Source organism: Indolivaga capnocytophagoides, from assembly GCF_036511535.1.
Classification (GTDB): Bacteria; Bacteroidota; Bacteroidia; order Bacteroidales; family Dysgonomonadaceae; genus Dysgonomonas_A; species Dysgonomonas_A capnocytophagoides.
The window spans coordinates 832,088-845,748 of sequence record NZ_AP028867.1 but is presented as its reverse complement, the minus strand read 5'-3'; the positions used below and the strand labels follow the sequence as shown (position 1 = coordinate 845,748).

The 13,661-nt window shown below is 37.4% G+C and carries 11 protein-coding genes; 1 reads left to right on the top strand and 10 read right to left on the bottom strand.

Features of this window, described 5'->3' with window-relative positions; all coding sequences use genetic code 11:
• Nucleotides 1-56 precede the first annotated feature (56 nt).
• The 7 genes from mgtE to rbp all read right to left on the bottom strand — a co-directional run bounded on the left by mgtE (nt 57) and on the right by rbp (nt 8,781).
• Nucleotides 57-1,445, bottom strand: coding sequence for a magnesium transporter (gene mgtE / locus AABJ51_RS03625; RefSeq protein ID WP_134435186.1), 1,389 nt, complete (start codon nt 1,443-1,445; stop codon nt 57-59).
• A 176-nt stretch (nt 1,446-1,621) separates the two neighbouring features.
• The gene (locus tag AABJ51_RS03620; protein WP_338374433.1) at nt 1,622-2,203 is read right to left on the bottom strand and encodes a thymidine kinase; all 582 of its coding nucleotides are present in this window, start codon (nt 2,201-2,203) and stop codon (nt 1,622-1,624) included.
• 364 nt (nt 2,204-2,567) lie between these two features.
• On the bottom strand, nt 2,568-3,668 hold the full coding sequence (gene ald / locus AABJ51_RS03615; protein ID WP_338374432.1) for an alanine dehydrogenase: 1,101 nt from the start codon (nt 3,666-3,668) through the stop codon (nt 2,568-2,570).
• 222 nt (nt 3,669-3,890) lie between these two features.
• Nucleotides 3,891-5,084, bottom strand: a complete 1,194-nt coding sequence (locus AABJ51_RS03610; RefSeq protein WP_338374431.1) for a pyridoxal phosphate-dependent aminotransferase — start codon at nt 5,082-5,084, stop codon at nt 3,891-3,893.
• Nucleotides 5,085-5,204: 120 nt separating this feature from the next.
• A complete protein-coding gene (locus AABJ51_RS03605) occupies nt 5,205-6,422 on the bottom strand; it encodes a bifunctional 3,4-dihydroxy-2-butanone-4-phosphate synthase/GTP cyclohydrolase II (RefSeq protein ID WP_338374430.1) in 1,218 nt (405 codons plus the stop codon).
• Between the two features lie 5 nt (nt 6,423-6,427).
• A complete protein-coding gene (locus AABJ51_RS03600; RefSeq protein ID WP_434781381.1) occupies nt 6,428-8,197 on the bottom strand; it encodes an LptF/LptG family permease in 1,770 nt (589 codons plus the stop codon).
• A 248-nt stretch (nt 8,198-8,445) separates the two neighbouring features.
• Complete coding sequence (rbp, locus tag AABJ51_RS03595) at nt 8,446-8,781, bottom strand: RNA-binding regulator (RefSeq protein ID WP_026625111.1); 336 nt, start codon at nt 8,779-8,781, stop codon at nt 8,446-8,448.
• A 388-nt stretch (nt 8,782-9,169) separates the two neighbouring features.
• Here rbp and ybaK point away from each other — a divergent pair, with 388 nt between their 5' ends.
• The gene (gene ybaK / locus AABJ51_RS03590; RefSeq protein WP_026625110.1) at nt 9,170-9,649 is read left to right on the top strand and encodes a Cys-tRNA(Pro) deacylase; all 480 of its coding nucleotides are present in this window, start codon (nt 9,170-9,172) and stop codon (nt 9,647-9,649) included.
• A gap of 8 nt (nt 9,650-9,657) precedes the next feature.
• Here ybaK and AABJ51_RS03585 read toward each other — a convergent pair whose 3' ends face one another.
• The 3 genes from AABJ51_RS03585 to AABJ51_RS03575 all read right to left on the bottom strand — a co-directional run bounded on the left by AABJ51_RS03585 (nt 9,658) and on the right by AABJ51_RS03575 (nt 13,650).
• The gene (locus tag AABJ51_RS03585; protein ID WP_026625109.1) at nt 9,658-10,914 is read right to left on the bottom strand and encodes a cation:proton antiporter; all 1,257 of its coding nucleotides are present in this window, start codon (nt 10,912-10,914) and stop codon (nt 9,658-9,660) included.
• A gap of 143 nt (nt 10,915-11,057) precedes the next feature.
• Nucleotides 11,058-11,918: a sigma-70 family RNA polymerase sigma factor gene (locus AABJ51_RS03580; protein ID WP_026625108.1), complete on the bottom strand. Its 861-nt coding sequence runs from the start codon at nt 11,916-11,918 to the stop codon at nt 11,058-11,060.
• A gap of 196 nt (nt 11,919-12,114) precedes the next feature.
• Entirely contained in the window at nt 12,115-13,650 is a 1,536-nt protein-coding gene (locus AABJ51_RS03575) for a Do family serine endopeptidase (RefSeq protein WP_338374428.1), read from the bottom strand.
• Nucleotides 13,651-13,661: the final 11 nt, after the last annotated feature.

Sequence of the window (13,661 nt, the reverse complement as noted above, 5' to 3'; positions counted from 1 at the left end):
GACATCCTTGCACCGATATAAAAAATTTAAAGGTACGAGACCTTGCCCGGTTAAAGTTAATGAAGTATTGCACCAAAAACAACACCTGCTATAGAAAGATATATCATCAGACCTGTAACATCAACAATAGTTGCGACAAAAGGAGCCGACGATGTAGCAGGATCAGCACCCAAACGTCTTAAGATAAACGGCAACATAGAACCGATTAAAGATCCCCACAGCACAATTCCGATTAAAGACATAGAAACAGTTGATGCCACCAAAATCCAATGTTCACCATATAAATGAGGGAATATAAAATGCCACACATAAATACGTATAAATCCGATAATACCAAGTATTAGACCGAGGCTTGCACCTGATAGTATCTCACGTCTGAACACTCTCCACCAATCCGATAAACGTACATCACCGACAGCCATAGCCTGAATAATAAGGGTTGAAGCCTGAGAACCACTATTTCCCCCACTCGAGATCATCAAAGGAAGGAACATAGCCAAAACTATTACTTTAGCCAGTTGGTCTTCATAATACTGCATTACCGAAGCTGTAAGTAACTCTCCGATAAACAGGACAATCAACCATCCGGCACGCTTCCAAACCAGCTTATGCAAGGGTACATCCAGATAAGGTTCATCTAACGTTCCACTACCCCCAAACCGTTGCATGTCTTCGGAATACTCTTCATTTGCAACCCATAGAATATCATCAATAGTAACAATACCCAAGAGTAAGCCTTCTGTGTTTATAACAGGGAGAGCAACCCGGTTGTTCATCTTAAATATCTTAATAGCCTCTTCTTGTGGATCTTCTGCATTCAGTGATATTAACCGGTTATCCATAATATCGGAGATTGGGGTCGAAGGATCTACAATCAATAAATCCCTGATACGAAGGTCATCTAATAAGACGCCATTATCATCAAGAATATAAATAACGTCTATAGTCTCCGAATTTTTACCTTTTTTCCGGATGGTATCCAAAGTTTGCTGTACCGTTATATTTTTATTGATAGCCAGATAGTCGGGGGTCATCAAACGACCTACACTATCTTCGGGATAGGCTAAAAGAGCAGCTACCTCCAGTTTATCTTCCGGAGACAATAAAGCCATTAATTCCTGAACCAGATCTTCATCTTTTAGTTCTCCCAATAATGCCGTCTGATCATCAGGGGGCAAAATGGATAACAGCTCCTTTAGTTTTAACTTGGATAACTTTTTAATGACTCGTTCCTGCGTGGGAACATCTAAAATCCTAAATACGTTGACAGCCCTGTTCGCACTCATCGTCTCGATGATTAGAGGGGCATAATCGGGCAACTCGTCAATTAAATCTTCAATAGCTGAAATATCAAAGCTATCAAGATAAATTCTCAGTTTCTTTTTATCTCCGCCTTTAATCAGAGATCGGGTTTGATGAACAATGTTCTTTAGTTCTCTTTTCATACTGAGCCCTTTTTAATCAATAAATACTGGAAAGGTCGCTGACCTATCTACGACTTTGGCAAATAAAACATTTACAGCCCGTTATAGCCGAAAAACATTTTATTTATGTATTGCTAATCATGAATATCTTTTTTTCGCAAAAAGGTATCCATTAATACACTTTTTTCCTAGACGCCTTATTTTCTAAGACGTGTATAGCAAAGCCTACACAAAGGCTTATACTCCTGAAGTTCTCCCAGCATCACCTGCTTATCGTTGTTCGAAATCAGGCGATATGAATAGTTAGCCAACCTGCCGCATTCAACACATATGGCATGCACTTTCTTCACATCATCAGCAATAGCGCATAGTGCCGGCATCGGACCAAAAGGATTTCTCTTAAAATCCATATCCAGACCAGCTACAATTACTCTTATCCCCTGATCAGCAAGCTGCTGACAAACATCAACCAATCCTTGATCAAAGAATTGAGCTTCGTCTATCCCAACAACCTCAATATTAGAAGATAATAACAAGATATTACTCGAATGTTCAACAACAGTTGAAGGTATAGAGTTTTTATCATGTGAAATAACTTCAACTTCCGAATAGCGAGTATCTATTGCCGGTTTAAATATTTCAATTTCCTGCTTAGCTATTTTTGCCCGTTTTAATCTTCGGAGTAATTCTTCCGTCTTTCCTGAAAACATTGAACCACATATAACTTCTATACTTCCTCTTCGGGGTGTCTCGTGCAATGTATTTTCAGAATAAATCATTTTATTATTTCTATAAACGGATAAAAATCGAAGGTCACAGACCCATTTATTATTTCAAGCAGGTTTTTCAGATAATTAATGATCACTTACTTTATCAAAAATACTATCATTAATATCCAAAGATTATTTTGTTCTTTTCCTCTTAAGCGGTGCAAAGATAGATTATATATAAAACAAATAAAAATGATTTTATATAAATGTGGAATAAAGAAAAGATGCTGATTTCAATTATCGCCGATAACAGACAATCAAAACCAGCATCTTTATTCTACAACTCTCTAATTGTGATCTCTAAACAGAGATCTATTAAGAGCTAAAAGATTCTTGAAATACGTCAATTTTTATAGAAAAAACAATAAACAGCTTATATTATATGACACTCTTTCCCGAAGACTTCCGCAACAGCTTTGAATGTAATTTTTCCATCTACGATATTAAGACCCGATTTAAGGCCGGCATCTTCAGCCACGGCTTTTTCCCAACCTAAATCTGCCAATTTAAGAGCATACGGTAATGTTGCATTCGTTAAAGCCAAAGTAGAAGTTCGAGCTACAGCTCCGGGAATATTAGCTACGGCATAATGTATAACACCTTCTTCTTCGTATACAGGGTCGGTATGAGTTGTAGCATGAGAAGTTTCAAAACATCCACCCTGATCTATTGCAACATCTACAACGACACTTCCTTTTTTCATCAGTTTAAGCATGTCACGAGTTAATAAATGAGGGGCTTTAGCTCCCGGAATAAGTACCGAACCTATAACCAGATCGGTATACGGAAGAACTTCTTCGACATTCTGCACCGATGAATATAAAGTCTGAACATTTGCAGGCAGGACTTGATCAAGATAGCGTAAGCGCGAAAGAGAGATATCAGTTATAGTAACTTGAGCTCCGGCTCCTGCAGCAATAACCGCAGCATTATAACCTACAATTCCGCCTCCCAGAACCAAAACTCTGGCAGGACTCACACCTGATACACCGCCCAACAATATACCACGACCTCCATGAGATTTTTCCATAAAGTGCATACCAACCTGAATCGCCATCCGACCTGCTATTTCGCTCATTGGAATCAATAAAGGAAGTAAACCTTCTTTATTCAATACTGTTTCATATGCCAGACAAGTAGCTCCGCTTTGCAGCATTGCATTCAATAACTTTTCGTTTGATGCAAAATGAAAATAAGTAAAAAGCAATTGACCTTTTTTGATCAGTTTGTACTCTTCTTCGATTGGCTCTTTGACCTTAACTATCATCTCAGCAACATTATACACATCCTTTATATTATCAAGGATCTGCGCTCCTGCAGCTAAATACAATGAATCGTCAAAACCACTGCCCTCTCCTGCTGTATGCTGAACATATACAGTGTGTCCTCTTTTTACAAATTCTTTTACACCTCCGGGTGTCATCCCGACTCTGTTCTCGTTGTTTTTAATTTCTTTTGGAACTCCTACTATCATAACTTTATCTTTAATTTTTTAATGGGTGCAAAATTACAAAACCAAGACCACAAAACAAACAAAAAGACATATTTATATTTAAATAAAAATCTATTTAACGCAAAATTCAAATTTTACATTTCAATACAATATTATAACACATAAATAATAGCTAATTTATAAAATAAGAAAGACGGATCTGAATATCAGATCCGTCTTTCTTATTTTTATATTTCAGTAAAGTTATTTCAGCTTTGCCAATGCTTCTTTTACTCTTCTAAAAGCTTCTATCAATAAATCATCGGCAGTTGCATAAGAAAAGCGGATGCAATCAGGAGCTCCAAAAGCTTGTCCCCCCACACATGCTACATGCCCTTCCTCTAAAAGATACATAGCCAAATCTCCTGAAGTCGCTATATTCTTTCCATTAAATGATTTTCCAAAATAATATGAACAATCCGGAAACACATAGAATGCACCGTCAGGTTTTTCAAGTTTAAAACCATCTATTTTCGATGTCAGCTTATACACCAAATCACGGCGACGCTCAAAAGCTTTACGCATTGTTTCCACGCATGTCTGATCTCCTACATAAGCAGCTTCGGCTGCCTTCTGAGTGATTGATGATGGACCTGAAGTGGATTGTCCCTGAAGTTTATTACAAGCGGCAGCGATCCACTTTGGAGCAGCAATCCATCCCAAACGCCAACCGGTCATCGCATATCCTTTCGATACACCATTGATAATAACCACACGTTCGCGAATATTTTCGAATTGAGCTATACTTTCGTGTTTTCCTATATAGTTTATATGTTCGTATATCTCGTCTGCTAATACTATAATATTAGGGTATTGAGACAAAACATCAGCTAAGCCTTTCAATTCGTCCTTTGAATACACACTACCCGTAGGATTAGAAGGAGAGCATAAAATAATAGCTCTGGTCTTATCTGTTATAGCCGCTTTCAACTGAGTAGGAGTAATCTTAAAGTTTTGATCTATTCCGGCAGAAATGATAACACTTTTTCCTTCTGCCAATTTTACCATTTCTACATAACTAACCCAATAAGGGGCAGGTATAATCACTTCGTCTCCAGCATTCACAACACTTAGCAGAGTGTTATATACCGATTGCTTTGCTCCATTCGAACAGACAATCTGATCGGGAGTAAATGACAAATTATTTTCCTTAGACAATTTCTCGCAAATAGCCTTTCGCAAAGATAAATACCCCGTTACAGGCGAATAAAATGAAAAGTTATCATCTATCGCATCCTTAGCAGCCTGCTTTATATGGTCGGGTGTATAAAAATCGGGTTCACCTACACTCAAGTTGATTACATCAATACCCTGAGCCTTTAGCTCTGAGCTTTTTTGCGACATTGCCAATGTCTCGGATGCTGATAAATTGGCGATACGATCTGCGACTTGTGCCATTTTCTGAAATTTGTTCTTATAAGTAATAGTAAGTTTTAACTAAAGCAAAGACTAACTTTCCGTAATTAATACATTCAATAAATCTAAATAATATCCGGTGCCAGCCAATAAAGAAAGTTCTCAATCGACATTATGCAAAGTATGCCCCATACGTTCTTTCTTGGTATGCATATAAAACATATTGTATTGATTGGGTTTCACCTCGATAGGTACATTTTCAACTACTTCAAGTCCGAAAGATTCCAGACCTACACGTTTGATGGGATTATTAGACATCAGGCGCATCTTACAAACATCCAAATCCCTAAGAATAGCTGCTCCCACTCCGTAATCTCTTTCATCGGCTTTATAACCCAAATGAAGATTAGCATCAACGGTATCCAGCCCCTCTTCCTGAAGTTTGTAAGCCTCCATTTTTGCCATAAGTCCGATTCCTCGTCCTTCCTGATTCAGATACACAATGGCTCCTTTACCTTCTTTCTGAATCATTTCCATAGCTTTATGCAATTGTTCTCCGCATTCACAACGTTTCGAACCAAAAATATCACCGGTCATACATGAAGAGTGAACACGAACAAGAATCGGTTCATCTTTTGTCCATGTACCTTTAATCAAAGCAATATGTTCCAGCCCATTCGATTTTTGTCTGAAAGGAATAAGATGAAAGTCTCCGAATTCGGTAGGCATTTTTACCTCTGTTCCTTTTTCGATTAATGTTTCACGTTCTAGTCTGTATTTAACAAGATCTGCCACTGAAATTATTTTCAGATTGTGTTCTTTTGAAAATTCTATCAATTCGGGAAGACGAGCCATTTCGCCATCTTCTTTCTTTATTTCAATCAAAACTCCCGCAGGCTGCATTCCCGCCAATTTAGCCAAATCAACAGCAGCCTCAGTATGTCCAACCCTGCTTAGAACACCTTTATCTCTGGCTCTTAGAGGAAAAACATGACCGGGACGCCCTAAATCTTCGGGCTTAGTTTCTTTATTTGCTAGAGCTAATATAGTTTGCGAACGGTCAAATGAAGATATACCCGTAGTACATCCATGACCTAATAAATCGACCGACACGGTAAATGGTGTAGCATGCACCGATGTATTAGATGTAACCATCATAGGCAGATCCAATTCATCACAACGCTCACCGGTTAGAGGAACACACAAGAGACCTTTGGCATGGGTCTCCATAAAGTTTACTTTTTCGGGAGTTATAGCTTCGGCAGCTATAATAAGGTCTCCTTCATTTTCACGGTCTTCATCATCAACAACAACTACAAAATTGCCATTTTTGATTTCTGCTAGAGCTTCCTCTATTGTATTTAATTTAAAACCAGACATAATATTTATATATTTTGAACAGCTGACATTTTACTTTCATTTTCAGCAATAATATTAGCCATTCTATTTTTATAATAAAGATACAAAACAAAATAGAAAAACAGACCTATCGTAAGGACAAAGGCTATTTCTTTTACTGTTATCCTTATTTTCTGCTGAGCTTTTTTATAAAACTCATATCTTTCCCTTACAAACTCACTGAATAATACCAGATATATAATTCCGCTAATCGAAGCCAGTACGGCTGTCATATTAGATAAGAATCCTTTTGTCAGAAAATGCATCAATAAAAATAATACACATCCGGCAAAAGCCAGAAGTCCGTATTTAACATTGCGGTTATAGGCTTTATAAAGCTCTTCGAGCGGCATTGCAGCCCTTTCGCCAAACAATCGAATATAAAAATTCCTATAAGCATCAGCATTAAACAATGCCGAGTCATTAATTGCCTTATAAGTTATAAATGCTCCTAACGGAAACAGTATAAATGAACTTAACCAAACACCTTGCCAAACCGGCCAAACTCCATCTCTGGCCATTTTAAAGCCAACATTATCTATTATATAATAAATAATGAACAAAATGACAGAGATAACCACCGGCATACCCAACCCTCCTTTCCTGATAATCGCTCCGAGAGGAGCACCTATAAAGAAAAAGACAAGACAGGCAAATGACAATGTAAATTTCTTTTGCAATTCAACGTTATGTCCTCTGATTTTTTTCTGCAAATCGATCTTAGCAAAAGACCTGAAAAGCATATCACTCTTCGAATTGTCGGCTAATGAAAAAGCATCGGAATAGATTCTCTGCTTTTCCTGCATAGATAATGAGTTGACAACAGAATCGAATGATATCGGGATAATATCTGCTTTATTTTTTACAGTAACCGAATCTTGCGGAGTATTATTTCGAGACGACACATAGGCATATTTAACCATCACCTTACGGTCGGTCACATTAAGGCTATCTACAATTTTACTGAGCGAATCTATGGACGAACGTAATTGAGTTACATTTTTCGCCAACTGAGTACCTTCCATTGCTGATTCATCAATACGATTGAAATTCGCATCAAATGGAATAATAACCTGTTTTTCTTTGAATATTTCGCGAGAATATGGAACAAACTCACTCCGAGAAGGCATATTTTCTCTAAAACCGGACTGCTTCACGTTCGAAAACTGCTGTCCATAATACAATGTCAGAGAAAGATAATCTTTATTGGATGATGTCCGCATCTTAGCCGAATCACAAACAATCACGGCCATGTTATCGAAACCTTTCGATACATCATATATCATCACATCCCGAAGCATTCCTGTTTCTTTATCTTTTTCCTTTACAAAAAGATTGTAATTATTAATATCCGAAGAAAATGTATTTTCCGGAATCTGCAATTCCGGAGATTTTTGTTTTATAGAGATCATCAATGTCCGAAACTTAACATTGACTCTTGGTATTACATCATTCTGAAAATAAAAGGCACCCACACTAACGGCCGCTATCAGCAAGATAAGAGGACGCATAGCCTTCAACAATGAGATACCGGCAGCTTTAATAGCTGTAAGTTCAAATCTCTCGCCCAAATTACCAAATGTCATAAGAGACGCCAACAAAATAGCTAACGGTAAGGCCATAGGAACTAAAGAAAGTGCAGCATACGCAAACAATTCCGCCAAAACATGAGGCTCCAACCCTTTACCTACAAGATCCTCAACATATTTCCAAAGGAACTGCATCAAGATAATAAACAGACAAATGGCAAATGTCATAAAAAACACAGGTACAAAAGTCTGTAATATATATAAGTATAACCGTTTTATACGTAGCATCAATTAAGCAACTGAAAGATTTACAACAATATATCTTAATAGTTTCTATACTTGCAAAAGCATCGGAATATCTAAAAAAACAAATTCTCTTTTAGACCACAAAGTTAACAAAAAAAGCTGCTTTACAACAGAAAAGGGATAGTTAATACTATCCCTTCTGATATCATATATTTTAAAAAATCTAAATATCAATATCTGTCACGGTTGTAACCGCCACCGCCGTTACCACCTCTTCTGTTGAAGCCACCACCGTTGCCTCCGCTTCTGCGTTGTCCGCCTTCAGCTCTTGGACGTGCTACAGATACAGAAATAGTTCTTCCGTCATATTCTGCACCATTTAATTCATCGATAGCTTTTTGACCTGCAGCTTCGTCGTTCATTTCAACAAAGCCATAACCTTTTGAACGGTTTGTTTCTCTGTCCATAACAACCTTAGCAGAAGTAATCTCGCCATACTCTCCGAATAAATCATTTAGGTCAGCATCTGTGATACTGTAGCTTAACCCTGCAATAAAAATGTTCATAAAAATGTAATTAAAAAAAATAAATAAAATTGTGTTTTGCAGAGAATCAAATTTCAGAGAGAAATGAAAAAACTTACCAAGGTCACTTGAAAAATAATTTAATACTGTCTGTAAAATATCTCTATGCATCGCAAATATAAAGAATAAAAAATTACATTCAATATTATTGAGGTTATTAAGTTTAATCCCGAAGCCTTTTTTAACTAAAAATTAATACTTCACGCCTTTTATTAACATCAATTTCATGCTCCCCAGAAATAAATCCGTATTTTTGCATCTATTAGGATTTTAGACCTTGTCATTTACGAAATAAATATATCAAAGCAACGGATAGCTATCACTTTAAGATATGCTATTATACACTTTCAGCTATCTATTTATCATTTTAATGAAAATACATAAAACAAATGCCGCCAGATTATTAGATCAGGCAAAAATAACTTATAGTCTCATTCCATATAATGTTGACGAGTCAGATCTCAGCGCTATACATGTAGCAGAACAACTTGAAGAACCTATTGAACAAGTATTCAAAACATTGGTATTACATGGTGATAAATCGGGCTATTTTGTATGTGTGATACCAGGAGCCGAAGAATTAGACCTGAAAGTTGCGGCAAAAGCATCGGGAAACAAGAGTTGTCACATGATATTAATGAAAGACCTATTAAGCATTACCGGATACATACGAGGGGCATGTTCTCCTATCGGAATGAAAAAGAAATTCCCTACATACATACATGAAACCTGCAACAATTTTGAGTTTATATACATCAGTGCAGGACAAAGAGGGCTACAGATAAAAATAGCTCCGGCTGATCTTATAAAGATCACCGAAGCCCATATCTTTTATTTACTATCCGAATAAATATATTCTTAAATCTTAATCTTATTTGCCAATTTACCAATAGTCAGCCCCTGTACTATTATAGAAAAGACAACAACAAAGTAGGTTGCTGCAATCAAAACCGGCTTCATATCACCTTCGGGTACGGATAAAGCCAACGCAATGGAAACACCCCCACGTAAACCACCCCAAACTAAGATCTTAATAGTTCCACTTGAGAATTTTTCCTTAAAAGGAATTATCAATGTTGGTATTTTTATTGAAATATAACGGGCAAATAAAACTACAAAGATACAGATAGCACCAATCAGCCAATATTCATGCAAATTTGGTATTAATAAAAGTTCGAAACCTATAAACAAGAATAGTATAGCGTTTAAAACCTCATCGAGTAATTCCCAGAAGGCTCCAACATGATTTATATTCCCTTCTTCCAGATCGTATCTTTTTCGTTTCGACTCCCCTATTATCAATCCTGCCGCAACCATCGTCAACGGACCCGAAATATGCATTGAATGAGCAACTATCGCTCCTCCCATTACCACAGATAAAGTCACAAGCACCGAAAGTTTATAATCATTTGCTGTTTTCATTGCCAGAGCCGCAATATACCCGAGTATAACCCCAACTACAAATCCTCCCAACGCTTCTTTTATAAACAACCACGATATATGAGTGAATGACAAATCTATTGATTCTCCTTGTGCAATTTTCAGTATCACCGCAAATACAACTACAGCAACCCCGTCATTAAACAATGATTCTCCCGCAACTTTTGTCTCTAGGGATTTAGAAACTTTGGCTTGTTTCAGTATACTCAATACTGCTATCGGATCGGTTGGAGATATCAGTGCTCCAAAGAGGAGGCAATATATCAGAGATATTTTCAGATGTAAGCCAACCGGCAACAATACATTTAACAGAAAATACAATGTAAAGCCAACCACAAATGTAGAGATAACAACACTCAATGTAGAGAAAACCATAATCGGGACTTTCTGCTCTTTCAGGTCACTCATATTTATATGGATCGCTCCTGCAAAAAGAAGAAAATTAAGCATACAGTTCATCAGAATCTCCGTAAAGTCTATATTACGGATTAGCACCGAAAAATCCTGTAAAGGACCTGCTGTTACCAAATTACCGATAAAAACCAATGCTATTGATAACACCATGGCTATAACCATAATACCTATAGTAGCCGGAAGTTTTAAGAACCGCAAGTTCAAATAATAAAATACTGTAGCTATAACAATTAAGATCGAAAAAGAGTAGTATAATTCCATTGTGTTGTGTTTACTTATAAGAAACCCTAATAAATAAGAGGAACAAATATATAAAATCGATTTTGTTTTCAAACATGTAAGAACAAAAAAAAGACTATCTATAACAGATAGCCTTTGATTTTATTTACTTTATCCGGATTATATCACCCCAGATAACCTTTTAGCAATTTACTTCTCGAATTTTGGCGTAATCTTTTGATAGCCTTCTCTTTGATTTGTCTTACACGTTCGCGGGTCAATTGAAATTTATCACCAATTTCTTCCAATGTCATCTCCTGACATCCTATTCCGAAGAACATTTTAATGATATCACTTTCTCTTTCGGTAAGTGTAGACAAAGCTCTCTCAATCTCTTGTTGTAAAGACTCATTAATCAATGAGCGGTCTGCAATCGGAGCATCATCATTGACCAATACATCCAACAAACTATTGTCTTCTCCCTCAACAAAAGGGGCATCCATTGATATATGCCGTCCTGAAACTTTCAATGAATCGGCAATCTTATCAACCGGAATATCCAATTGTTCTGAAAGTTCTTCTGCCGAAGGTTTTCTCTCATTTTCCTGTTCGAATTTAGAGAAAGCCTTACTGATCTTATTTAAAGAACCTACCTGATTTAATGGTAATCTGACAATACGAGACTGTTCGGCCAAAGCCTGCAAGATTGATTGACGAATCCACCATACAGCGTAACTGATGAATTTAAACCCTCTGGTTTCATCAAATTTTTCCGCAGCCTTAATCAATCCGAGGTTACCTTCGTTGATAAGGTCAGGCAGACTTAATCCCTGATTCTGATATTGTTTTGCCACAGACACCACAAAACGAAGATTAGCACGAGTCAGCTTTTCTAATGCCGCCCGGTCACCTCTCTTGATAGCCTGAGCCAATTCAACCTCTTCTTCTACAGTGATAAGATCCTCCCTACCAATCTCTTGAAGATACTTATCCAAAGATGCACTTTCTCGATTGGTAATCGATTTTGTAATCTTTAACTGTCTCATTTATTATATTGTATAGATATTAATTTAAAACGGGTGTGCAAAGGTAACAAATAATTATCAATTTAGCTAATATCTAATTGAAAAACATATTCCGATACACTACACGATGTTACTGTTATTACTAATATAATAACGTTTAATTCCCCTTTTTGATCAGAGAATTAAACGTTACTCATTGTTAAATATGTTTAATTTATTATTCTCCCAGATCTATAGCATAATATTTAGTACGTCCGTTTGGATAAAATCCGGATATAAATAAACCTTTATCCTGAGATTTTCCGACTGCCTGAATAATGCCTTCAACATCCTCTACAGAAGATACGGATTGATTATTGATTTTCATAACGATGAAACCTTTCTCAATTCCTTCTTTCTTGAAGCGCCCCCCGTTATCAACTCCGGCAACCTGTACCCCATAGCTTACTCCGTACTGGCGTTTCTGGTCTGCTGTTAGTTCTTTAAATGCCGCACCGATTATTGCCAAGCCATCAGTTTTTTTCATTACAGCAGTACTGCCCGAACTGTTTTTCAAGACTACAGATATTTTCTTCTGAGCACCATAACGGTCAATCAATAATTCGACCTTATCACCCGGACGATACCTATTTACTTGATCCTGTAATTCCCCAACACTTTTCACCTTAGTATTATTCACGGCTATGATAACGTCTCCTTCCAATACTCCAGCTTCTTTAGCCGGACTCCGGTCTGCAAAACCTCCAACAAAAGCACCTTCTTTTACCTTTAGATCTTTGGCTTTCTCTGATTTAGCATCCTGAGCAACAGAAATGTCACTGATCATTACCCCAAGTACAGCACGTTGAACTGTTCCGAATTCTTTAATATCTGCTACCACCTTAGCCGCAATAGAAACAGGTACAGCAAAACCATAACCGGCAAAGTTTCCGGTTTGTGAATATATCGCAGTGTTTATACCGACCAACTGTCCTTCGGTATTCACCAATGCTCCCCCACTATTACCGGGATTGATAGCCGCATCGGTCTGAATGAATGATTGAATGGTCATATCACCACCTTGTCCGGCTCCAATACCTCCACGTCCTTTTGCACTAACAATACCTGCAGTTACAGTAGATGTCAGATTGAAAGGATTACCAACAGCCAGCACCCACTCTCCTACTTTCAGATTATCAGAATTGCCAAAAGGAATGTATGGAAACTCTTTTCCTTCGATTTTCAGCAATGCAATGTCTGTAGTAGGATCTGCACCTACAAGCTTAGCTATATACTTCGAATTATCGTTCATTGTAACCTCTATTTCAGTCGCCTTATCTATCACATGATTATTAGTTACGATATATCCATCATTAGAGATGATAACTCCTGACCCGTAACCGACACTGGGCTGCGGTGTTCCATACCCGAAATCTTGCCCGCCACGATCACCAAATCCGAAAAAGTATTCAAAAGGATCTATCATTTGCTGTCTTCCTCGTCTTGATTCCTGCGAAACAGCCTTTACTGTCGATTTTATATGAACCACTGCATGTACCGAACTCTCGGCCGCTTTGGTAAAATCGGGATACCCATCAGCCGTCAAAGACGCCAGATGAACATTTTTTTGGTCAAATTCTTTTGCATAACTGTACATATCAGATGTACTATAGCCCGATCTGCTATTCAAATAGCTGAACGTTCCGTATGAAGCACCTACACTTATCAACGCTGCTACGATATAGGTAGATGCATTCTTCCAAAGTTTCTTCATATTCTAACTGT